At 43.2% G+C, this 21,554-nt stretch carries 22 protein-coding genes; 6 read left to right on the top strand and 16 right to left on the bottom strand.

The genetic code is table 11. The features are described from left to right. Window positions 1-4 precede the first annotated feature (4 nt). On the top strand, window positions 5-751 hold the full coding sequence (locus tag H6G96_RS11165; RefSeq protein WP_190911506.1) for a creatininase family protein: 747 nt from the start codon (window positions 5-7) through the stop codon (window positions 749-751). A 74-nt stretch (window positions 752-825) separates the two neighbouring features. Here H6G96_RS11165 and H6G96_RS11160 read toward each other — a convergent pair whose 3' ends face one another. Further along, entirely contained in the window at window positions 826-1,476 is a 651-nt protein-coding gene (locus H6G96_RS11160) for a Uma2 family endonuclease (RefSeq protein ID WP_190911505.1), read from the bottom strand. 514 nt (window positions 1,477-1,990) lie between these two features. On the opposite strand from H6G96_RS11160, the gene H6G96_RS11155 reads away from it, so the two are divergent. Then, complete coding sequence (locus H6G96_RS11155) at window positions 1,991-2,920, top strand: alpha/beta fold hydrolase (protein WP_190911504.1); 930 nt, start codon at window positions 1,991-1,993, stop codon at window positions 2,918-2,920. Between the two features lie 92 nt (window positions 2,921-3,012). On the opposite strand, the gene H6G96_RS11150 is transcribed toward H6G96_RS11155, so the two are convergent. Beyond that, complete coding sequence (locus H6G96_RS11150) at window positions 3,013-3,381, bottom strand: BON domain-containing protein (RefSeq protein ID WP_190911503.1); 369 nt, start codon at window positions 3,379-3,381, stop codon at window positions 3,013-3,015. Between the two features lie 347 nt (window positions 3,382-3,728). Here H6G96_RS11150 and ilvN point away from each other — a divergent pair, with 347 nt between their 5' ends. Continuing rightward, window positions 3,729-4,247, top strand: coding sequence for an acetolactate synthase small subunit (gene ilvN, locus H6G96_RS11145; protein WP_114080075.1), 519 nt, complete (start codon window positions 3,729-3,731; stop codon window positions 4,245-4,247). A 320-nt stretch (window positions 4,248-4,567) separates the two neighbouring features. On the opposite strand, the gene secA is transcribed toward ilvN, so the two are convergent. The 8 genes from secA to surE all read right to left on the bottom strand — a co-directional run bounded on the left by secA (window position 4,568) and on the right by surE (window position 13,580). Beyond that, window positions 4,568-7,360, bottom strand: a complete 2,793-nt coding sequence (gene secA, locus H6G96_RS11140; protein WP_190911502.1) for a preprotein translocase subunit SecA — start codon at window positions 7,358-7,360, stop codon at window positions 4,568-4,570. 304 nt (window positions 7,361-7,664) lie between these two features. Continuing rightward, a complete protein-coding gene (locus tag H6G96_RS11135) occupies window positions 7,665-8,252 on the bottom strand; it encodes a cytochrome C (protein WP_199339486.1) in 588 nt (195 codons plus the stop codon). Window positions 8,253-8,402: 150 nt separating this feature from the next. After that, entirely contained in the window at window positions 8,403-8,768 is a 366-nt protein-coding gene (locus tag H6G96_RS11130; RefSeq protein WP_190911501.1) for a type II toxin-antitoxin system RelE/ParE family toxin, read from the bottom strand. Further along, entirely contained in the window at window positions 8,758-9,009 is a 252-nt protein-coding gene (locus H6G96_RS11125) for a hypothetical protein (protein WP_190911500.1), read from the bottom strand. The genes H6G96_RS11130 and H6G96_RS11125 overlap by 11 nt, the downstream gene beginning before the upstream one ends. A 68-nt stretch (window positions 9,010-9,077) precedes the next feature. Further along, window positions 9,078-9,986: a MoxR family ATPase gene (locus tag H6G96_RS11120; RefSeq protein WP_190911499.1), complete on the bottom strand. Its 909-nt coding sequence runs from the start codon at window positions 9,984-9,986 to the stop codon at window positions 9,078-9,080. A 122-nt stretch (window positions 9,987-10,108) separates the two neighbouring features. Beyond that, window positions 10,109-11,194 carry a bifunctional riboflavin kinase/FAD synthetase gene (locus H6G96_RS11115; RefSeq protein ID WP_190911498.1) on the bottom strand — a complete coding sequence of 362 codons (1,086 nt, stop codon included), beginning with the start codon at window positions 11,192-11,194 and terminating at the stop codon, window positions 10,109-10,111. A 404-nt stretch (window positions 11,195-11,598) separates the two neighbouring features. Further along, window positions 11,599-12,495 carry an MBL fold metallo-hydrolase gene (locus H6G96_RS11110; protein WP_190911497.1) on the bottom strand — a complete coding sequence of 299 codons (897 nt, stop codon included), beginning with the start codon at window positions 12,493-12,495 and terminating at the stop codon, window positions 11,599-11,601. A gap of 287 nt (window positions 12,496-12,782) precedes the next feature. Further along, window positions 12,783-13,580 (bottom strand): 5'/3'-nucleotidase SurE, encoded by a 798-nt coding sequence (gene surE / locus H6G96_RS11105; RefSeq protein ID WP_190911574.1) that lies wholly within the window; start codon window positions 13,578-13,580, stop codon window positions 12,783-12,785. Window positions 13,581-13,889: 309 nt separating this feature from the next. On the opposite strand from surE, the gene pheS reads away from it, so the two are divergent. The 3 genes from pheS to H6G96_RS11090 are packed head-to-tail and all read left to right on the top strand — an operon-like array spanning window position 13,890 to window position 15,422. Continuing rightward, window positions 13,890-14,882: a phenylalanine--tRNA ligase subunit alpha gene (pheS, locus tag H6G96_RS11100; RefSeq protein ID WP_190911496.1), complete on the top strand. Its 993-nt coding sequence runs from the start codon at window positions 13,890-13,892 to the stop codon at window positions 14,880-14,882. A 44-nt stretch (window positions 14,883-14,926) separates the two neighbouring features. Beyond that, window positions 14,927-15,142 (top strand): hypothetical protein, encoded by a 216-nt coding sequence (locus tag H6G96_RS11095; protein ID WP_190911495.1) that lies wholly within the window; start codon window positions 14,927-14,929, stop codon window positions 15,140-15,142. 43 nt (window positions 15,143-15,185) lie between these two features. Next, window positions 15,186-15,422, top strand: coding sequence for a type II toxin-antitoxin system mRNA interferase toxin, RelE/StbE family (locus H6G96_RS11090; protein WP_190911494.1), 237 nt, complete (start codon window positions 15,186-15,188; stop codon window positions 15,420-15,422). Between the two features lie 290 nt (window positions 15,423-15,712). Here the strand turns inward: H6G96_RS11090 and H6G96_RS11085 are convergent, their stop codons facing one another. The 6 genes from H6G96_RS11085 to H6G96_RS11060 all read right to left on the bottom strand — a co-directional run bounded on the left by H6G96_RS11085 (window position 15,713) and on the right by H6G96_RS11060 (window position 21,546). Beyond that, window positions 15,713-16,360, bottom strand: a complete 648-nt coding sequence (locus tag H6G96_RS11085) for a hypothetical protein (RefSeq protein ID WP_190911493.1) — start codon at window positions 16,358-16,360, stop codon at window positions 15,713-15,715. 205 nt (window positions 16,361-16,565) lie between these two features. Continuing rightward, on the bottom strand, window positions 16,566-16,802 hold the full coding sequence (locus H6G96_RS11080) for a hypothetical protein (RefSeq protein ID WP_190911492.1): 237 nt from the start codon (window positions 16,800-16,802) through the stop codon (window positions 16,566-16,568). Between the two features lie 331 nt (window positions 16,803-17,133). After that, entirely contained in the window at window positions 17,134-19,020 is a 1,887-nt protein-coding gene (locus tag H6G96_RS11075) for a S9 family peptidase (RefSeq protein WP_190911491.1), read from the bottom strand. A 170-nt stretch (window positions 19,021-19,190) separates the two neighbouring features. Next, the gene (locus tag H6G96_RS11070) at window positions 19,191-19,517 is read right to left on the bottom strand and encodes a hypothetical protein (protein WP_190911490.1); all 327 of its coding nucleotides are present in this window, start codon (window positions 19,515-19,517) and stop codon (window positions 19,191-19,193) included. Continuing rightward, window positions 19,514-20,959 carry an ATP-dependent DNA helicase RecQ gene (locus H6G96_RS11065; RefSeq protein ID WP_190911489.1) on the bottom strand — a complete coding sequence of 482 codons (1,446 nt, stop codon included), beginning with the start codon at window positions 20,957-20,959 and terminating at the stop codon, window positions 19,514-19,516. Before H6G96_RS11065 ends, H6G96_RS11070 begins: the two co-directional genes overlap by 4 nt. 83 nt (window positions 20,960-21,042) lie before the next feature. Beyond that, window positions 21,043-21,546 carry a hypothetical protein gene (locus H6G96_RS11060; protein WP_242063240.1) on the bottom strand — a complete coding sequence of 168 codons (504 nt, stop codon included), beginning with the start codon at window positions 21,544-21,546 and terminating at the stop codon, window positions 21,043-21,045. Between the last annotated feature and the right edge of the window lie 8 nt (window positions 21,547-21,554).

Genomic DNA, 21,554 nt, shown 5'->3' with positions numbered 1-21,554 from the left:
AAAAATGTTACTGCATTTAAGTACTTGGCCAGAAGTCGAAGCTTATTTACAACAGTCCAAGGGGATTATTTTCCCTATTGGTTCCACAGAACAACATGGGCCAACCGGGTTAATTGGTACTGATGCCATTTGTGCAGAAGCGATCGCAGCTGGTGTGGGTGATGCAACTCAAGCGATCGTTGGCCCTACAATCAATGTGGGGATGGCATTGCATCATACTGCTTTTCCTGGTTCAATCAGTCTGCGTCCTAGCACTTTAATTCAAGTAGTGCGAGATTATGTAACTTGTTTAGCTAAAGCTGGTTTTAGCAAGTTCTACTTTATTAACGGACACGGTGGTAATATCGCCACCCTCAAAGCAGCTTTTTCAGAAACTTACGCGCATTTAGAAGATTTGCAGATTCCCAATGCTCAACAGGTGCAATGTCAAGTGGCAAACTGGTTTATGTGCGGTTCTGTATATAAGCTAGCTAAAGAATTATATGGGGATCAAGAAGGTTCTCATGCAACGCCAAGTGAAGTAGCCCTCACTCAGTACGTTTATCCAGAGGCGATTAAGCAAGCGCCTCTTTCACCAGAAGTTGCAAGCGGACACAGGATTTATAGCGCAGCAGACTTTCGAGCGCATTATCCAGATGGACGTATGGGATCAAATCCGGCTTTAGCAACCCCTGAACACGGTAAGCAATTTTATGATTTGGCGGTGAAAGAACTTAGCAGTGGGTATTTGGAATTTGTGAACGCACAGTAAAAGTCATGGAAAGACGCTGTAGAGATGCGAGTAAAATCGTGTCTTTGCACAAAATATCTTGAGAAAAGTTATACTCAATCCTCCTTTTGCTGAAACTGGCTCAATAACCAAGTTCCAACTTGAGATTGATTTATTTCACGACTACGGTGTAAGGCTTCTTCTAAAATAGACATCGTCAGCCCAGGCAATACCTGTGATTCTTGAATACGTTTACTACCTTGGTCTGCGATCGCATAAGCGATGATTTGGGCATTTTGGACATCTACTACCCAGTATTCAGCAATACCTAACTCTTCATAGAGCGATCGCTTTGTACCCAAATCATCCAAGAGAGATGTTTTTGCAACTTCAATCACTAAATCTGGTGCAGAATACCTATCAAGGTTGACAATTCCTGTACCTGCTGGGATAGTTTGGGCGCGTTCTCTGAGGTAATACGCCACATCGGGCTGACAATCCTGAACACCAGTTTTACGAAAGGTGGTTGTGTCTAAACCTGTGGCTGCAATGCTTTTAAGTGCTGCAAATAGAGTCACTGCAAAAATAATTACAACATGGTCTTTACCATGATCGAAACTAACTGGTGGCATTTCCAGCCTCATGTGTCCTTTGTAGTAGTAACTCTTTCCCTTCTCGTTGAGCAAGTTAGCGATCGCTTGCTCATACTCTTGCCAAGAAGCACAAATCCATGTATCTGTCGGTAACTGGGTCTGAGTTTCACTCATTGCCTAACCCTTATGCCAGTAAGCTATATCTCTTGTAACTCAAATTCTAAACTTCTAGCTCAACTCTTTAACCTCTGAAGCCAAATGTTCGAGTTCTGAAGAAGATGCTTGAGCCTCTGAACTCGGAAGTTGAACCTTTTTGCTCGAACGTTGAGCCTTTGAACTCGGAAGTTGCACCTTTTTGCTCGAACGTTGAACCTCTGAACTCGGAAGTTGCACCTTTTTACTCGAATGTTGAGCCTTTGAACTTCAAAAATAAAGCTCAGAACTCGAAATGTCGTGCTTTTAACTCCAACATTCAAATTCTGAGCTTCAACGGTGCATTTTTTAAGTGCAAGTACTGAGCTATTTTCTACAAAGCTGCTTTTTGAGACTTGGATTTTCCAGGTTTACGAGCAAATCGTTGTCCCATTTCCACAACCACTGCATCTAAACCCTATTAACTCGCAGATCCCTAAGGCGAAAAATCAAAGTTTTATAATAGTATTTCCACGCTGATAAATCAAAGGCGACTGTGACCACTACATTACACTGGCAAGAACGGGTTGGTAATCAAAGAGATTGGGTTTGGCGCGGTTGGCAAACTCGCTATACTTACATTCGCGCTGCCCAAAATAACCACAAGACAACACCCTTGATATTGCTACATGGCTTTGGCGCTTCCATTGGTCATTGGCGACATAATTTAGAGGTGTTGGCTGAACATCACACAGTTTACGCCATCGATATGCTGGGTTTTGGCGCTTCCGAAAAAGCCGCAGCTAATTACAGCATCGAACTCTGGGTTGAGCAGGTTTACGACTTTTGGAAAACATTTATCCGTCAACCAGCGATATTAATAGGCAATTCCAACGGTTCGCTGATTTCTATGGCCGCGGCCGCCACTCACCCCGATATGGTGCTGGGTATGGTGATGATGAGTTTACCCGACCCTTCTCTAGAGCAAGAAGCAATCCCGCCTGTGCTGCAACCGATTGTCAGAGCAATTAAAAATGTTGTCGCTTCGCCGTTGATTCTGAAACCCGTGTTTAACTTCGTGCGCCGTCCTGGCGTGCTACGTCGCTGGGCTAGCCTAGCCTACGCTAACCCAGAGGCGATTACCGATGAACTTATAGAAATTTTAGCTGGCCCTCCCCAAGATAAAGGTTCAGCGAGGGCTTTTAGTGCTTTGTTCAAAGCTGCGATCGGAATTAACTTTAGTCCCAGTGTCAAGACGGTATTACCAACCTTAACAATTCCCATGTTGTTAATTTGGGGACAAAAGGATCGGTTTGTTCCCCCAGCCCTGGCTAGCCAATTCGCCCAATATAACGACAAGTTGGAAGTGCTGAATTTAGAAGACGTGGGTCATTGTCCCCATGATGAATGCCCGGAACAAGTCAACCAAGCTATTTTAGATCGGATTGAGAGGTGGGTTAGCGATTGCCAACCATCAACTCCTTAAATAATTAGGCAATAGGAGCGTAGGCGTAGCCCGCCGTAGGCATCGCGCCAATCAATACCTTTCCCACTATTAAATTTTGAATTGCTTAACACCTAGCCAATCGTGGCTTGGTTAGTGTCAACATCTGTAGCGCCATGCACAGAACGAGCTACAGAAACCATCTTGTTGAGAATGTCTTGACTGGGAACTTTACCTTTCAACACTACAGTACTACCCGTTTGAGCAACCCAAAGAGTATTAACATCATCGAGTTGGGGATCTTGATCAAATGCTAAGGCTACCCGCTTTGCCAACCCACTTTGGTCGTATTCACCGCTTAAGCCTAGACGTTCCGGGGGTATTGATTGAGTAGCAGTAGGCGCAATATTAGTATTAGGAGCTTGTGCTACTGACTGCGGAGTAGGATTTACCTGTGCATTTTGAGGTTTTTCCATCCCAAATAGTCTTTTTAACCAACCCATAAAAACTTTTCTCCTTTAGAGACTCATTAAATCTGAGTATAAAAGCTTTACAAAATTGCCACATCTGCCAAAGAAAAGAGATGCATTCAATGAAATTACTCCTTGCAGGATGATTTTTGCTCAATTTTTTCTCTCTAGAGAATGCAATGAGTGCAGCTATTGAGTTTACAATAAAAGGTCGCACTGACAATTAGTGCAGTAGTACGCCACAACAGAAATCAACATACATTTGACAAAATGTCAAGAGTTTACAACTCAAGGAATTTTGAATTTTGAATGAGTGAATTCTGCAAAGCGGTACTAGTGTCTGCGTTCCTCCAATCCTGTGCTAGCCTCTGTTGGCGAAGATGAAACATACCCTTTCAGTTCTCGTAGAAGATGAGGCGGGTGTTCTTTCCCGCATTTCTGGTTTATTCGCCCGTCGCGGCTTTAATATTGAAAGCCTTGCTGTTGGCCCTGCTGAACAGGGAGGAGTTTCCCGAATCACGATGGTTGTACCTGGTGATGATCGCGTGATCGAGCAACTCACCAAACAACTATACAAGTTAGTCAATGTTCTTAAGGTACAGGATATTACCGAAACTCCTTGCGTAGAGCGAGAATTGATGCTTGTGAAGGTGAATGCTAGTAGCAGCAATCGCTCAGAAGTGATCGAACTGTCTCAGATTTTCCGGGCGCGAGTCGTGGACGTAGCGGAAGATTCTCTCACCTTAGAAGTTGTGGGAGATCCAGGTAAAATGGTAGCGATCGTGCAAGTGTTGCAAAAATTTGGTTTAAGAGAAATCGCCCGCACTGGCAAAATTGCCCTGACTCGTGAATCGGGTGTGAATACCGAGTTACTCAAGTCTTTGGAAGCAAAAGTTTAGTTAGCAACTTAAATAAAGGCTTGTCAAAAGAGGCAGGGGAGCAGGGAGCAGGGAGCAAGGGGGACGGTCTGAGACGGGGCTTGTACTCCGCCCCAGATGAACACTCGCTTAAGGGCGGGGCACTCATGTTCCGCTACGCTCCACGCAGAGGGAAAGGGCTTGCTCCCCCTGCTCCCTGCCCCCTTCCCCTCCGTCTCTTCGGTAAATAATCAACTTGTGGGGGCGCAAAAGTCAAAATGTAGCGAATGCACTACTAGCATAAAACAAAGACGCAAAAGCACTCTCTGCGCCTCTGCGTCTCTGCATCGGATATTCTCTACCTACACCATCTCTGATTCTGCCTGCATCATTGGCTGAGGCTGCGGTTGGAACATAAACAACGAGTACACCACATCTCGGCGGATGTTGACCATCATATCCAAGAAGAGTTCGTAACCCTCGCTCTTATACTCAATCAGTGGGTCTTTTTGCCCATAACCACGTAATCCTACCGATTCGCGTAAAGCATCCATTTGTTGCAGGTGTTCCCGCCACAGAGTATCAATGCGTTGCAAAATAAAGAAACGTTCTGCTTGGCGCATAAGTCCGGGTTGAACTTGGTCAATCTGCGCTTCTTTAAGGTCGTAAGCAATCCGCACCTGTTCATGAAGGAAGGCTTTAATCTCGCCGACAGACATATCCTCTAATTGATTTGGCTGCAAATCCGCTAGCAGATAGACAAATTCTTTAACTTTCTCAACCAGCTTTTCTAACTCCCACTCTTCTGAGGGTAAGTCTATGTTGATATAGTAATCAACGATGTCATCCATCGTTTTTTCGGCGTACTTGATTACTTGTTCTTTCAAGTCTTGACCTTCTAACACCCGCCGACGTTCAGCATAAATAGCACGACGTTGATTATTCATCACCTCGTCATACTCAAATACCTGCTTACGGATGTCGTAGTAATAGGTTTCAACTTTTTTCTGTGCGCCTTCCAAACTGCGGGTGAGCATCCCAGATTCGATGGGCATATCTTCTTCCACTTGGAAGGCATTCATTAACCCAGCAACGCGATCGCCACCAAAAATCCGTAGTAGGTTATCCTCTAAACTGAGGAAGAATCTCGTAGTTCCAGGGTCGCCTTGTCTTCCCGCACGTCCCCGCAATTGGTTGTCAATCCGCCGCGATTCGTGGCGTTCTGTACCAATTACGTGCAAACCGCCGATTTGCACTACCTCATCATGTTCGCGGGTAGTAAATTGTTCATATTCTTGCTTAACGCGGTTGTAAGCTTCCCGCAACTTCTGAATTACAGGGTCATCGATGGGAGCTTTTTCTGCGGCTACAGCTACCTTTTCTTCAGCTTCCAATTCTGGTAAGCTGCGATCGCCATATTCACGCACCGCAATTTCTACTGCATCTTTGAGTAGTTTTTCTGTTTCTTTTGTCAACTGCGTGGGGAAAATTTCTGGTGAAGCCCGCCAAGTTTTGACTTTTTTACCAGGGACAAAGCCTTGACCACCACCGTGTCCTGTAGGCAATCCGGCTGGTCTTTGCACGCCAAAGCTATCTTCATCTTCTGGCATGACGATTCGGGGCATGAAGTATTCCCGCAGCTTCAGACGTGCCATGTATTCGGAGTTACCACCCAAAATGATGTCTGTACCTCTACCAGCCATGTTAGTAGCAATGGTTACAGCACCTTTTCGTCCAGCTTGGGCGACGATTTCCGCCTCACGCTCAACGTTTTCCGGGCGGGCGTTGAGTAATTCGTGAGGAATCGCCAGTTCCTTCAACAGTCGGCTGAGAAGTTCGGATTTTTCTACACTAGTGGTTCCTACTAATACAGGTCTGCCAAGTTCGTGCATTTCGGCACATTCTCTAGCGATCGCACCCCACTTGCCCGGTTCTGTCTTAAAGACCATATCAGACAAGTCTTCGCGTCTTCTGTCACGGTTGGTAGGAATTACCGCAACTTCCAATTTGTAAATTTTTTCAAATTCCGGTTCTTCTGTTTTTGCCGTTCCGGTCATTCCACCAAGCTTTGGATACAGCAAGAACAGATTTTGATAAGTAATTGTCGCTAGAGTTTGAGTTTCTGGCTGAATTTCTACGTGTTCTTTGGCTTCAATCGCCTGGTGTAGTCCATCACTCCAACGCCGTCCGGGTAGCACCCGACCGGTAAATTCATCCACAATTACCACTTCGCCATTACGGACGATGTAATTTACATCCTTGAGAAAAAGTTCTTTGGCTTTAATCGCATTGAAAACGAAGTGCGCCCAAGGATCTTCAGGGTCAAATAAATCTGTGACTCCCAAAAGATTTTCGGATTCTGCAAATCCTTCATCTGTCAATAGCACGTTACGAGCTTTTTCATCTACATCATAATGCTCGTCTTTTTTGAGTGTAAATGCGATTTCAGCAGCTTGCAGATACTTTTCTGTAGGTCTTTCCACCTGCCCAGAAATAATCAGTGGTGTCCGTGCTTCATCAACTAAAATCGAGTCTACCTCGTCAATCACGCAATAATTGAACGGGCGTTGCACCACATCTGCCATTGATGTCGCCATGTTATCCCGCAGGTAGTCAAACCCTACTTCGCTGTTGGTGACATAAGTGATATCACAGTCGTAGTTTTTTTGGCGTTCGCTGGGAGTCATACTTGACTGGATTAGCCCCACACTTAGCCCCAAGAACCGATGCACCTGCCCCATCCATTCAGCATCCCGACGAGCCAGGTAATCGTTCACAGTGACGACGTGTACACCTTTACCAGTCAGGCCATTTAAATAACTTGGTAAAGTTGCTACAAGCGTTTTACCCTCGCCGGTTTTCATTTCGGCAATTTGCCCTACATGCAAAATGATACCGCCAAGGAGTTGAACATCAAAGTGCCGCAAGCCTAAGACTCGCCGTCCTGCTTCCCGGACAACGGCGTAAGCTTCAGGCAATAGGTCATCCAGAGTTTCGCCTTTGGCAAACCGTTGTTTAAATTCAACGGTTTTACCTTTTAACTCTTCATCGGAAAGAGCCTTAATTTCTTCCTCTAGAAGGTTAATTTCAGTAACAGAAGGTTGATATTTTTTAAGCTTACGAGCGTTGGGGTCGCCCAACAAAAGTTTTAGCATGGCAGATTATAGAACTGAATCAAGGGGGATGGGGATTAAAGGGTCGGCATTGATTATAAACATTTAACCCAACCCAACCGTCTTGGTTGTGGATGGGTGTCAAATCAGAATTAACTCAAAAACAGGAGAAAAACTAGGCAATCAGTTTACTAAATGATTGGTTTTAACTCTTATCTTATATTTAGTCTTTCTTCATAGTATCATTTTGCCCCCAGATGGGGCCAGAGAAGGAGTAGGGGAGAAAAGGGGAGAATTCTTTCCCCCTGCTTCTTGCTCCCTTGCCTCTTTTTCAGATCCTAACTTTTCACTTCCATTCTGCTGTCAGGCGGCGGAAATTGTAATCATTAGCACTGGGATGACAGCTAACACAGCTACCAAGCTGGACGGAACGTGGTAACTTAACTTCTGGATGCAAAGCTTTGAAATAACGCGAATTATTAAGGCGATAGGGTGTTTCTTCGTCGTCTAGCTGGACACGGGAGAAAGTCGAAAGATATTTCCACACCAAGATGCGCGGCGGATCGACTAAAGGCTTTAACTGTGCGCCGTAGTGCTGCGAGTCTTGCAGGAGATTTTTCCAAGTTTGGGTAGGTAAAACGGCTGGTGGTAAGGCGATGTGGCACGTGGAGCAGTTTTCCAAATACAGTTCTTGCCCTAGTTGATACTGTGCAGGCACTATGTCAACAGTACCAATTTCGGCGGTAGGAGTAGCACTTTGGGCGTTAGTTACCAAGGCTAGAAGCCAACCCATAGCTAGACTCCACGTTACAATTACCAGAAGTAAACCGAAAAATTGACGCTTGAATTGGCGTTCGGCGCTTTGCTGTAGCGCTTGGCGTTGGCGTAGCCCGCCGTAGGCATCACGGATTTTGCGCTTCACAAAAATTGACATTCCTCACATTCCCAATATTCAGAAGTGGCGCTTGTGCTAATCATAGGACTTACGCAGCGTTGGCAGTAACAACACATAGCAATGCCTCTTAGCAAATCCTTCTGCGTCTGTGCATCTCTCAACATTTCAAGGAAAAACCTCTTAGCAGTTTTAACCTGACTCACTAGAAAAATCAGCCACAATATTTCGGATTTCATTTGCACCAATATCTTCTCGGTCAGATTTGGAATAAATCGTTAATAGCAAAATACTTGTAAGTGACTCAACTTGATAAATCAATCGGTATCCAGCACTCTTACCTTTTTGAATATTACTGTTGCGTACTCTTACCTTGTAAACAATATACTCTTCACCAATGCCCGCAATCCTATCTCCTACAAAATTCCTTTGTTGTAATTGCTCAATAATCGGTTGAACATCAGAGCGAATATTGCGGAAGCTCTTAGAGAGGTAGCGCAAGTTTTGTTTATATTCAGGAGTTAAATCGATTAATACCGATGGCTGTTCATTCGGCATCGATTCCCTCCCACATTTCCGATAATGGCAGGCGTTGTCCAGCTTTTGCTTGCTGTAAGGCTCTCCTCAAGCTAGCTTTAATCTCCTCAATGGGTGTATCGTCAGGATCATCCTCTTCTACTTGCTCTGGAACCAACACAATCACCCGAACCTGATGAGGATAAGTTGTTCCCTGAATTGGCTCATCTAGGATCAAGTTTCCCTGAGAGTCAATCTTGCCAGTAACTTCGATCGCTTTCATTATGTTATCTACCTCATTTTGTTGGAGATTCTAACATCCTGAAATCTAAGCAGGATAAAACCTTAAGTTTAGGGAATAGAAACCGATCGCAATAATCGCTCAACAACGGTTCTTGCATTCCGCCCTCCTCTAGGAATAAGGCGATGGCAAAGAACGTGAGGGACGAGAAATTTTACATCATCGGGAATGGCATAATCACGCCCTAATAGAAAAGCTAGCGCTTGGGCAGCCCGTTGTAATGCTAATGTGCCACGTGGACTGACACCAAGGGCGATTTCTTCATCTTGCCGTGTTGCCCGCACCAATTCGAGGATGTACTGTTGCAAGGAAGTTGCCACTTTTACTTGAGAGCAGAGGTGACGCAATTCCTGTACTTCTGCCAAGGTAATGCAAGGCTGCAAATCACCAACCTTTACACCATTTTGGAGATTTTGCAGCATTTGGAGTTCTTCTAGCTCGGAAGGATAGCCCAAACTCAGCGATAACATAAACCGATCCATTTGCGCTTCCGGCAAGGGAAAAGTACCTTGATACTCAATAGGGTTTTGAGTGGCAATGACAAAGAAGGGCTGGGGAACCGCACGAGAGACACCATCGACTGTTACCTGATGTTCTTCCATGACTTCCAATAAGGCTGACTGAGTGCGGGGTGTAGCGCGGTTAATTTCGTCAGCTAGGAGAATATTGGTAAAGACTGGCCCAGAAAGAAAAGTAAATTCGCCGCTTTTTGGGTTCCAGATGTTGGTGCCAGTAATGTCAGTTGGCAGTAAATCGGGGGTACATTGTAGCCGTTGAAACTTGCCATCCAGCGAACGAGCTAAAGATTTAGCAAGAAGAGTTTTACCAACACCTGGGACATCTTCTAAAAGAGCATGACCACCGCCTAGTAAGGCTACTAGCACTAAGCGTATTGCCTCAGCTTTGCCAACGATGGTAAGAGCCAGATTTTGTGTTAAAGCGTCAATTTTTTCTCTCATACGTCTGGGGAGTGGGGAGTGGGGAATTGGGAATTGGGCATAGGGCATTGGGAAGATGAATTAATAATCTATGCCCCATGCCCTATCTATTGTTCCCACTCAGAACTCCTAACTCCTAACTTTTAACTTTGCGTTTGCGCTTTAGCATTCAAAATTTCTTTAGCAGCAACACAGTCAAGTTGAATTTGTGTTTTCAAAGCTTCTAAAGAAGCAAATTTTTGTTCAGGGCGTAAAAATTTCACTAGTTCTACAGCCAGTTTTTTGCCATACAAATTACCAGACCAATCGAATAAATGTACTTCCGCAGATGAATAAGTACCATTTACAGTTGGGCGGTTACCGATGTTCATTACGCCCAAGGTTTCACTAGGAGCGACATTTGATGTTTCACTGAGAGTGAAAACACGGACAGCGTAAACTCCTTGGCGGGGCACAAACTTTTCTTTTGGTAATTGGAGGTTGGCAGTAGGAAAGCCAATTGTTCTGCCTAATTGTTGACCTTGAACGACAACACCAAGGAGAGTGTAGGGGCGTCCGAGTAGTCGATTTGCATTTTCGATGTCGCCTTGCTCAAGGGTTTGACGGATTAATGAAGTGCTAATGCGGGCATCTTGAGTCGGAGTAGTACTGATGCAACTGCTTTGGGTGGGTGAGTCACCTGTATAAGTTTGTAAGGGAACGATGGTAACGGGGATATTGTGCTTGGCAGCGATTAATTGCAAATCTTTGGCAGTACCACTGCGCTTTTCGCCAAAACAAAAATCCTGCCCGATGCTAATTCGCTGGCATCGCAGTTGTTGCACAAGAATTTTTTCGACGAATTTTTCGGGGGTTAAAGCAGATAATTCTTTGTCAAAGGGTAATAGTACCAGTTGTTCTACCCCAAGCGATCGCAATTGTTGGACTTTTTCATCCAGTGGCGTTAACAAAGTCCGGGGCTGCCCCGTAAAAAATTCCTGTGGATGGGGGTCAAAGGTGACAACTGTTGAGTAGGTATATTCTTTATTCGTTAGTTGTTGATTTTCCTTTGACTGCGGACTACTAGCTACTGACAACTGACCATCAGCGTGCAAGACTGGTTGAATTACCCTTTGATGACCAAGATGAACACCATCAAACTTGCCAAGGGCAACAGCAGTCGGCGTTAGCAGCCCAACGCTAGAAGAAGCAACCCACACAGAACACCCATTTTTAGACAAATTTAGCACGTGGATTCTGAGATTTTAGGTTTATTTTAGCTATCAGCAGGAAGCTACCTTATAGTAAACCGCCTTGAGGAGTACAGGTTTTCTAGTAGCAACTTGTAATTTGTCATTTGTCATTTGTCCTTTGTTCTCTCTTACAAAATTTCTACTCTTAAGCAAGCTAGCAAGAGCGCCTCGTAGAGAAGCCAGACGCTCTCTACAAGACGATGTGCGTAGCTAGCTTGCTAAGGGATGCGGACTCGACGAATCGCTACTCTATCGCCGGAAGTTGGCGCACCCTGCGGGATCTTGCTACAGATTTTGCGCTTTGTCCAATGACTAATGACCAATCACCAATGACCAATGACTGCTGAAAGCTTCTGATCACCAATCTAATCTAAAATCTCCAATTCCTCCGATCGCAATATTTAGGTAGAAAACTTACTAACAGGAAAAGATTCTGATAAGGCAACTGAGGTGGAAATCTGAAGTTCCATTCCTTCCCGTGCCATGATGGCTCCAGGAAATTGCGCCGCTACTTGTTTCCCTACATTATCCAAAAAGTCGTCATTGTGGGCGGGGTCGTGGTGGTAAATCACCAGAGTTTTGACGTTAGCGGCTTGTGCCACTTTCACTGCTTCTTGCCAGGTAGAATGTCCCCAGCCAATTTTTGGAGATTTTGGGGAGTGGTATTCTTCGTCTGTATAAGTGGAATCGTAAATCAGGATGTCGGCATTACGAGCTAGCCACAACACATTGTCATCGAGTCGGTCGGGGAAATGTTCGGTATCGGTAATATAAGCAGCAGCACCACCACGCCAACTGACACGGTATCCTATAGCCTCACCTGGATGGTTTAAAGGTGCTGTTTCTACGGAAACGTCATCAATTTGTATTGGTTGCCCCGGTCGGATGTCGTAGAAACTTAAATTAGCTTGCATAATCTGCAAGGGTACGGGAAAGTTCGGGTGCAACATTTGGTCATTGAGGCGCTGTTCTATGGTAGAACCATCAGGTGCGATCGCGCCGTAAATATGAAAGTCATTCCCCTTCACAAACCCTGGGGTAAAGAAGGGAAAACCCTGCATATGATCCCAGTGAGAGTGTGTAAAAAATATATGAGCTTCTAACGGCATTTGGCGCAATAACGATTGCCCCAAAACATGTAGTCCCGTGCCTGCATCGAAAATTAAGCGTTTATCGCCCGCTTGCATTGATATGCAAGGGGTATTACCGCCGTAACGAACGGTGTGTGGTCCTGGACTGGGGATGCTGCCGCGAACGCCCCAAAATTGTACGCTAAATTGGTTCTCTATCCTAGACATGGGTGTTGCTTGCTGGACTGAGCGGGCGATAAGTGGAAAAAATGTTACTTATTTTGTCTAAGTTTATGCTGCCTCACCGATTTTGCTAGAGGGAGGATTTCTTGGTAAAACAGCATACACCGTTTCTGGCTGATTGTGTAAATGTAGATCAAATACCCTCAAGTGGGATTTTCCCGTTTTTGGGGTGGATGTGTATCGGTTATTTCAAGAGTGCCCCTACGTTATAGCCTACATTTTTCTCTGATGCATTTAAATAGCTCTAGTTTTATTCTGATAAATCAAATGATTCACGAAAAATTGAATTCCCAATCAGATAATTTATCTAACCCATCTGCGTAAGTAAGATTGTATTGTAACGGAGTTATACTGATGTAGTTTTTACGTACAACATGCACATCTAACGGTACATTTTGAGGCAGATTTAATCCGGTTAGGGGTTCTACATCCTCAACTACCTCTCCGGTTAACCAGTAGTACGTTTTTCCACGAGGATCAACTCGTTTATCAAACACATCAATGTAATGCCGTAGGCCTTGACGGGTAAGAGTAACTCCAGCAATTTCTTCCCATCTCACAGCAGGAATATTGACGTTAAGCAACATTAAATCTGGCAGAGGTTTTTGGGCTAACTGGTCTACGAGAATTTTGGCAAACTTAGCAGCAGGTTGAAAGTCTTTAGATGTGTGACTAATAAGACTTAGGGCTACACTGGGAATGCCTTCAATTAAACCTTCCATTGCCGCCGAAACAGTGCCAGAATACAAGATTTCAGTTCCCAAATTCGCACCTTGATTAATGCCAGAGAGAACCAAATCAGGGGGAGTATCTAGCAAAGCCCATAGTGCTAATTTGACGCAATCTGAAGGCGTACCATCGCAAGCCCAAGCTTTGACAGCAGGATGAAAAATTGATTCAACAATTTCGGCGCGAATGGGTTGGTGTAGAGTTAATCCGTGTCCAGTTGCCGATCGCTCTCGATCTGGGCAAACTACACTGACATCATGACCTGCCTCTGCCAAGCAGTTCGCTAAGGTACGAATCCCCAAAGCAGAAATGCCGTCATCGTTGCTAATTAGTAATTTCATAGTCATTAGTCATTGGTCACTTGTACTGAGGGTACTACTACGGAGAAGCAAGCTACGCGAATGCTTAGGGCGCAGCCTCTCGTAAAGAAGTATTGCTCATTAGTTATTTGTTATTTGTTATTAGCTATTTGTCAATGTCTGAGGTCACAAGCAGCAAAAAAACATTTATTTATACTGACTAGTACACTGTGACGCAAGTTTGCCTACCTCTAACAAGGGGGCTTTGCACCTTGCCTGTAAGTTGATTTATCGAGCAGTTCACAGCTTTTGATTATAGACTAATGACTAATGGCTAATGACTAATAACTAATGACTAGCAATTTAGAAGCTCAACTTTTAGCACTGCGGCAGGAAGGAGAAAAAGCGATCGCAGCCGCCGAAACCCTAGAACGTCTGGAAGAACTCAGAGTTAACTATCTGGGTAAAAAAGGTGAACTGGGGGCACTGTTGCGAAGTATGGGGCAGATGAGTGCAGAGGAACGACCAAAAATTGGAGCGATCGCCAATACAGTAAAAGAATCTCTGCAAATTAGTCTAGACCAGCAACGCGCCGCCCTGGAAGCCGCACAAATTCAAGCTTTGCTAGAGGCGGAAACTCTGGATGTGACTATGCCGGGAATTTACAGCCCCCAAGGTCGCATTCATCCCCTCAATGGTATTATCGACCGGGCACTGGATATCTTTGTTGGTATGGGCTACACCGTGGCTCAAGGGCCAGAGATGGAAACAGATTACTATAATTTCGAGGCTCTTAATACCCCGCCGGACCACCCCGCCCGTGATATGCAGGATACCTTCTACCTGCCAGATGGTAATCTCCTCCGCACTCATACCTCGTCAGTGCAAATTCGTTACATGGAAAGAGAAGAACCACCGATTCGGGTTGTGGCTCCAGGGCGAGTTTATCGGCGAGATAATGTAGATGCGACTCACTCAGCTGTTTTCCATCAAATAGAACTTTTAGCCATTGATGAGGGGCTAACTTTTACAGACCTCAAAGGCACAATTAAGGTATTTTTACAAGCAATATTTGGCGATTTACCAATTCGGTTCCGCGCTAGTTATTTCCCGTTTACCGAACCATCGGCTGAGGTGGATTTGCAGTGGAATGGGCGCTGGCTAGAGGTGATGGGCTGCGGCATGGTCGATCCAAATGTACTTAAGTCTGTGGGTTATGATCCAGAAGTTTATACAGGGTTTGCTGCCGGTTTTGGTGTAGAACGCTTTGCAATGGTGTTACACCAAATCGATGATATTCGTCGGTTATATGCTAGTGATTTGCGATTTTTGCAGCAATTTTAGGCATATGTAATGTTTATGTACTGCAAGCAAGGTAACAATAAACAATGACCTCAATTTCTAGGTTAGATCAAGTTCTAGAAAGTATCGAAAATTTATCAGTAGATGAACAAGAAACATTAATTGATCTGATAAGTCATCGGTTGGCAGAACGGCGGCGTTCTGAAATTGCTGCTAACATCGCTCAAGCACAAGTAGAATACCAGTCGGGAAAAGTGTTTCGTGGTACAGTTACTCAAATAATGGATGAGTTACGCAAGTGATAACTGTAGTTCTGGCATCATCGTTTAACGAGCATTTAAGCGATTGGTACGACGACAGCCAGAATTACAAGAGCGGATTGGAGAGCGGTTAGCACTACTAACCGCCGATCCATTTGATACATTGTTGCAGACTCATAAGCTTAAAGGCAAACTGTCTGGAGCTTGGGCGTGTTCAGTGGACTATGATTGTCGCATTGTCTTTAATTTCGTGCAAAATATAGAATCTGGGGAAGAAGAAATTTTGCTAATTGATATCGGAACTCATGATGAAGTGTACTGAGTTGTAGGTGCTGTTCAAGAAACCAGATTTGCAGTCAATAGTGCGATCGCTTCTACTATTTTCCCAGAGTTACAGCTAACCGCAAAGCAAGTACTCAACGCTGGAGAAAGCAATGCAGGTAATGCCATCTCTTAGTTTAAATTTAAAAGGAAGACTGACGAAGGGGTTTGAGAAGTGCGATCACGCAGTTTTTTTGCGCGAGAATGGCCAAACAGATTTCTGAACGTACACGAGTTAGAATAACGAGACAATTAAGGAAATTTTGCAGATTTTAAATTAATTATTTTTTATTAGATATGTATTTCTGTATAGATTGCTAATGGGTCAATGACTGTTTGAACTTCTCCTGCCATTTGAGTCCATAACTCAGCCATGTTTAGAGTTCCTGCCAATCCAGGGAATGTAGTTTGTTCTATTCTTCGTTTTGGTACAAATGCAACAATAGTTGTTTCTACATCTCCCGGCATTACGTATGTTGAACGTAGTTGATCCTTTGTCATACATAAATTTTCAACATTAAGAGAGCTAATTAAAATTGAATTTCCTATTTTCGTGTGTAAAGTAATTTCTTCAAGAGAAAATAATTTTACTGCTTGTAATATTAGTTTAGTTGCATCTGCTTGTAATGCTTCTTCTGGAGGAGAATTATTAACTATAATATTTCCAAATTCGTCAAAAAATTTTAATAACGAATTCCAATCAAAAAGCTTTGATGTTCCTGTAATTTTGATTAAAGATGCGTACTGCTTTAATTGATTTTCATGGCGAATTTCTTTTAAAATACCTTTTGTAATTAGTTGCTTTTCAAATATTAGATAAGTATTATGATAATCAATTTTATCTTGTGAAAAGCTTTCCGATGATTCGTCAAATATTGTTTTTGCGCCTTCTTTATATCCTTCTTTCTTAGTTATCTTATCATTTCCTTTCCCTGACACCCCGCCTATAAGGTTCTTTGGACCTAGACTAAACTCTATGTCTCTTGCTTATTCTTCTGTTTTTTATGTATATCTCTCTCCGTGTACATCAGCAGTTTTATTACCTAAATTTTCTGTTAATCTTCTTATTTGAATTATCCCGTCTTCTAATTGAGAAGAATATGAATTTAGACGGTTTCTATCTAAGTAAATAAAGTGTTTTAGACTAATAGCGCTTCCATTGTTTTCTGATTTCATTTCTTCTTGCTTCACGTTTAATCTCTGCTTGTGAGGTTCGCTCTTCTTCTTCATTCTCATTATTCTTAATATTTGAATTAAATTCTTCTGAGGCTTGCGCTAATTTCTTTTTTGATGTTTCTTTTAATGCGTTAGTAATTTTTTGACTCAGTTCTGCCGCAGACTGAATCTTCTTATCTAATTCACTGGGTTCGGAGGACATCATTATTTGCCCCACTACTTGCGGACTATTCTAATTTATTTTACCCATTTTAGCTAAGATTTTAATCTATTTTCTTTAATACAGTTTTAACAAAGCCATGATTGAACTCTGTAAGCGTAATCCGTATTGCTTAAACTAAATCGAAAATCAATATCTTTTTCATCGAAATTAAACTAAAAATAATACCCTTCCAAAAATATTGCTAATAAAAGCTTTTAACTTAGGTCAGTATAAAATTTTCCCGTTTTGGAATAGTAATACCATTTGCGTCTACGTTTACTGAATTGAAAATATCAAGTGGTTAGTGAATGACACTAACCACCCTTTTTAAACTTTATCTAACAATTCCTGAATGACCGGGGATATCTGCCAAAGGTTCAAATCTACCGCCTAAGTATTTGGCGAGAAACTCTTCTGCGATCGCAAAAAAGTGCAACCTATTTTCTGGTCTGGCAAAACCATGTCCTTCATCTGTGTAAAGTGCATATTGCACTGGTAAACCAGCCTGTTGCATTGCATTGACAATTTGATCGCTTTCTGATTGTTTCACTCGCGGATCATTTGCACCTTGACCAATAAGTAAAGGTTTTTGAATTCGGTCAGCAAAGAATAAAGGCGATCGCGATTTCAGAAACTCCTCTTCTGTCTCTAAATTACCAACGCGATGATAAAGCATTGCCTTCAATGGTTCCCAATAGGGCGGTATAGTTTCTATCAGGGTAATTAGGTTACTCGGCCCGACAATATCCACACCAGCAGCAAAGATTTCTGGTGTAAAAGTCAATCCTACTAGAGTGGCGTAACCTCCATAAGAACCGCCCATAATTGCAATCTTTTGAGGGTCGGAAATACCTTTTTCTACTAGCCAGTTAACACTGTCAATCAAATCATCGTGCATTTTGCCAGCCCATTCCCGATTTCCAGCATTCAAAAATGCTTTACCGTAGCCAGTGGAACCGCGAAAATTCACTTGCAGAACAGCATAACCCCGATTAGCTAGCCATTGCACTAAGGGAGAGAAACCCCAAGTATCCCGCGCCCAAGGGCCGCCGTGAACCAGCAGTACTGTTGGGAGATTCTGCGTAGGTATTCCTACAGGGGTTGTCAGGTAACTGTGAATAGTTAAGCCATCCCGCGCTTCGTAGGAAATCGGTTGCATTGAAGCTAACTGCAACGTTTCGAGTTTGGGTTGGTTGCTAAAGAGGAAGGTACTAGTTTTTGACGCTCGGTTGTAGGCATAGTAATAAACTGGGCCATTGTCAGTTCTATAAGCTACTAGCCAGGTTTTATCTTCCAAGTCGCGGCTAATTACAGAGAATTCTCCAGGACGCACCTTGGCGATTTTCTCAAAATCTGCGGCAATACTCTGGTCAATTACCTGCCATTCCTGCTTATCTTTGTAGAAAGAAACTGCTTGGATAACTCGCGTCAGTGGGTGAATAATTATCCCTACGACATCATACTGCTGGTCTTCAGCAATGACAGTTTCTTGACGGGTGTCTAGGTCAACAGCTAACAGACGTTTGGCGTTAGCATCGTGATTCCCTTGAATATAAAGGGTTTTACCATCATCTGAGAAACTTACAGAATTCCCTTCTTCTTCTGACCCCCAGTGGCGGAGAGTTTCCCACTGTTTATCTGGTTTCTGTAATAAGAGGTCGTAACCACCATCGGCTGTGCTAGCTGTTGCTGCACGTATTTGGAAATCAGCGTCAGATGTCCAACTGATAATATTACCGGGGTTATCAGTGTCGAACTCAACTGCACCATTTTTAAGGTTGATGCGGTAAACGTCAAACTTCTGGGGATTGTTCAAGTTCAACGCTACCAGCACTTCATCTGGAAATTTGGGTTCCAGTTCCACGAGTTCAGCTTTTACACCCTGGAATGGCGTTAAGTCACGCACAATCTTAGAGTGAATATTAACCAAGTGGAGGTGAAAGTTCTCGTCGCCATCCGAGTCTTGCATATAAATCAACTGGTCGGCGTTATAAGTCCAGAAGAAAATGCGGATACCGCGTTTTTTATCGGCAGTTAGTATCTGGTCGTCTTCTTGTCCTACAGTTCGCAACCATACCTGCAAGACATTTTTCTCATCGGGGGCGATATATGCTATGTACTTGCCATCAGGCGAGAGTTGTGGGCTGGTTTTTTCGGGATTCCCAAAGAGAATTTCGCGCGGAATCAACGGTGGTAGGGAGGTCGCTTGAGCAGATGACATATTTTCATCCTCTACTTGACTACCCTATTGTCACTTGGTTATCAAAATGACAATTCATCCTATTGGGTGAACCTAATTAGAGAATATTTAGGGGAACAGGGGAAAGAAAAAAGTTTTAACTTACTCCTGTCCCGCTAGAAAATTATTTATCTTTTCCTTTGTGTTCTTCTTTAACGGGACGCTGCGCGATCGCAGTTACTAAAAAAATCTAGGTATTCTAGCGGGAACATCTGACGGTGAACAAGCAGCAAGGGAGTAATACTCGTAAATGAGTCTTTTATACTCGGCGACGAGCCTTTAATACTCGTGAATGAGTCTTTGATACTCGACGACGAGTCTTTAATACTCGTGAATGAGTCTTTGATATTCGACGACGAGTCTTTGATACTCGTGAATGAGTCTTTTATACTCGGCGACGAGCCTTTAATACTCGTGAATGAGTCTTTGATATTCGACGACGAGTCTTTGATACTCAGCGATGAATCTTTGATATTCATTGACGACAATTATCACAATGTCCGCAACGCCAGTTAGCAGCTTCTTTATCAAAACCAAAGGCGTTTAACAAAAATTGCCAACGACATTGCTTGGTTGTCAGATATTGATTCATCTGTTTAGCAGCGTGTAATTGCGTCGGTGGCTGATTTCCAGCTTTTTGGCCAATAGTGTAATGAAAAGGGTCAAGCCAGTTTAACTGACCATTGCTGTGGAGTAAAGCCAGCGCCGTAGCACCTTCAGGAAATTGTCGGGTTACTGCATTCACTTCTCCCTGTTTAGGTAATTTTTTCACAAGTTGCTGCGCTATTTGCTGTTGCGATCGCATTTGTTCTTGAAAAAATTGCTGTCTTTGCTTATCCTGTGGATCTAACCATCCCGTAGGTTCACTTACCAATGTCAGTGCTTCGGCCGGTTTCCCATCCCTTCCAGCGCGGCCAATTTCTTGCACATATTCAGATAGCAGATGTGGTGCGTGAAAATGGGCAACCCAACGAACATCTGATTTATTAATCCCCATGCCAAACGCACAGGTACATACAACAAAGGGTATTTTACTACTTAACCAGCTTGCTTCAACTGCACGGCGTTCTGTTGCACCCAGTCCCGCATGATAACTAGCTGTTGCATAACCCATCTCTGCTAACCATTGGGCTAAATCCTCGCTATCTCGCCTCGTGCGAACATAAATTAATCCAGATTGTTGCGGTCTATTTTGAATAAACTTTAATAATTGTTGTTTTCTACCTCGTGGTGTCCAAGCAATGCGAACGCTGGGATGCAAATTAGGACGGTAGGGATTCAAGCGGAAAATTTCTGGTTGCTGTAATTGTAAAACTGTTTGAATAGTTTTTTGAGCTGAAGGGTCAGCAGTCGCGGTAAAAGCGGCGATGCTGATTTTTGTTCCCAGTGGTTTTGATTTTAGCAATGCAGGACGCACAGCCCCTAATCTGCGATAAGCTGGGCGAAACGTGTCTCCCCACTGCACTAGACAATGGGCTTCATCCAAAATTAAGCCATTGATTTGCAATTGCGGGTGACATAATCTTTCCCACACTGGCGTACTTAGCAAAGTTTCTGGTGATAAATAAAGTAATCGTAGCTGTTGACGTTCTAAAGCTTGCAGAGTTGCACGGCGTTGAGATGAAGGTAATTCACTATGCAAAAGCGCAGCTTTTTGATTACTTTCTCGTAGTTCCTGTACTTGATTTTCCATCAACGCCACTAAGGGCGAAACTACCAATGTTAACCCTGTTTGTAGGAGTGCAGGAAGTTGAAAACAAATAGACTTTCCGCCACCTGTGGGCATAATAATTAACGCATCTTTTTCTGCCAATAAACTACTAACAATTTCTCCTTGTGGTGGGCGGAAATCTTCATAACCCCAGATTTTTTGAAAAGCTGCACGAACTTCTTGCCAAGATTTTGTTGTAGGCTGATTCATAATCTATAGTAAATACACCTATATTCTTGAAAAATGAATATGAACATAATGTTTACTAAAAGAACCGCAAAGTAAGAGATAAATTAAGAATTATTTGGTGCAAGTTTAGAAAATTTTTGGATTAAAAAGTTTTGCTGCATAGTTAATTCTTTGTCTGAGCAGTAGCTATTAATCTCGTTGACTATCGAATTTTCTTCGGTACTACTCCTTGTCAGAGATACCAAAAATCTCTGTGTTGCTGGCAGATTATTTTTTTCTATAGCTATTGCTGCATTATTCAACTCGTTGCTGATGTTTTGATAAAATGTAAGAAAGCGCATTTGGAAACCTTGCAAATTTCCATCTTTAATTTCTAGCGCTTTCATCTCCTTGGCAAGTGGATTTATCTTACTAGCAAGTTCAGTTAAAGCTTTAGAATTTGCCGAATTAGGATTTTTACCGAATTCCTGACCTAGAGTTGATGCCTGATTAGCAAGCTTTATGACTTTGCTACATTGGGCAACTTTACTTTCTTCACAACCTACAAATAATAATGCGATCGCAGTAGCTACTGAAACTATAAAACTTTGCTTAAATACCCGTTGCATAAATTCTC

Origin of the sequence: Nostoc sp. FACHB-892 (genome assembly GCF_014698795.1) — a bacterium.
GTDB lineage: Bacteria > Cyanobacteriota > Cyanobacteriia > Cyanobacteriales > Nostocaceae > Nostoc.
Note: the sequence above shows the minus strand (reverse complement) of the source record. Positions and strands in the feature narration are given on the sequence as shown.

Coding starts and splice junctions, on each gene's coding strand:
- H6G96_RS11070 (WP_190911490.1), bottom strand. CDS start 19,517: ATGAATATCAAAGATTCATCGCTGAGTATCAAAGACTCGTCGTCGAAT.
- H6G96_RS11095 (WP_190911495.1), top strand. CDS start 14,927: ATGACCTCAATTTCTAGGTTAGATCAAGTTCTAGAAAGTATCGAAAAT.
- H6G96_RS11065 (WP_190911489.1), bottom strand. CDS start 20,959: ATGAATCAGCCTACAACAAAATCTTGGCAAGAAGTTCGTGCAGCTTTT.
- H6G96_RS11135 (WP_199339486.1), bottom strand. CDS start 8,252: ATGTCAATTTTTGTGAAGCGCAAAATCCGTGATGCCTACGGCGGGCTA.
- H6G96_RS11120 (WP_190911499.1), bottom strand. CDS start 9,986: ATGAGAGAAAAAATTGACGCTTTAACACAAAATCTGGCTCTTACCATC.
- H6G96_RS11165 (WP_190911506.1), top strand. CDS start 5: ATGTTACTGCATTTAAGTACTTGGCCAGAAGTCGAAGCTTATTTACAA.
- H6G96_RS11075 (WP_190911491.1), bottom strand. CDS start 19,020: ATGTCATCTGCTCAAGCGACCTCCCTACCACCGTTGATTCCGCGCGAA.
- secA (WP_190911502.1), bottom strand. CDS start 7,360: ATGCTAAAACTTTTGTTGGGCGACCCCAACGCTCGTAAGCTTAAAAAA.
- H6G96_RS11110 (WP_190911497.1), bottom strand. CDS start 12,495: ATGTCTAGGATAGAGAACCAATTTAGCGTACAATTTTGGGGCGTTCGC.
- H6G96_RS11125 (WP_190911500.1), bottom strand. CDS start 9,009: ATGAAAGCGATCGAAGTTACTGGCAAGATTGACTCTCAGGGAAACTTG.
- ilvN (WP_114080075.1), top strand. CDS start 3,729: ATGAAACATACCCTTTCAGTTCTCGTAGAAGATGAGGCGGGTGTTCTT.
- H6G96_RS11080 (WP_190911492.1), bottom strand. CDS start 16,802: ATGATGTCCTCCGAACCCAGTGAATTAGATAAGAAGATTCAGTCTGCG.
- H6G96_RS11150 (WP_190911503.1), bottom strand. CDS start 3,381: ATGGGTTGGTTAAAAAGACTATTTGGGATGGAAAAACCTCAAAATGCA.
- H6G96_RS11160 (WP_190911505.1), bottom strand. CDS start 1,476: ATGAGTGAAACTCAGACCCAGTTACCGACAGATACATGGATTTGTGCT.
- surE (WP_190911574.1), bottom strand. CDS start 13,580: ATGAAATTACTAATTAGCAACGATGACGGCATTTCTGCTTTGGGGATT.
- H6G96_RS11130 (WP_190911501.1), bottom strand. CDS start 8,768: ATGCCGAATGAACAGCCATCGGTATTAATCGATTTAACTCCTGAATAT.
- H6G96_RS11060 (WP_242063240.1), bottom strand. CDS start 21,546: ATGCAACGGGTATTTAAGCAAAGTTTTATAGTTTCAGTAGCTACTGCG.
- pheS (WP_190911496.1), top strand. CDS start 13,890: ATGACTAGCAATTTAGAAGCTCAACTTTTAGCACTGCGGCAGGAAGGA.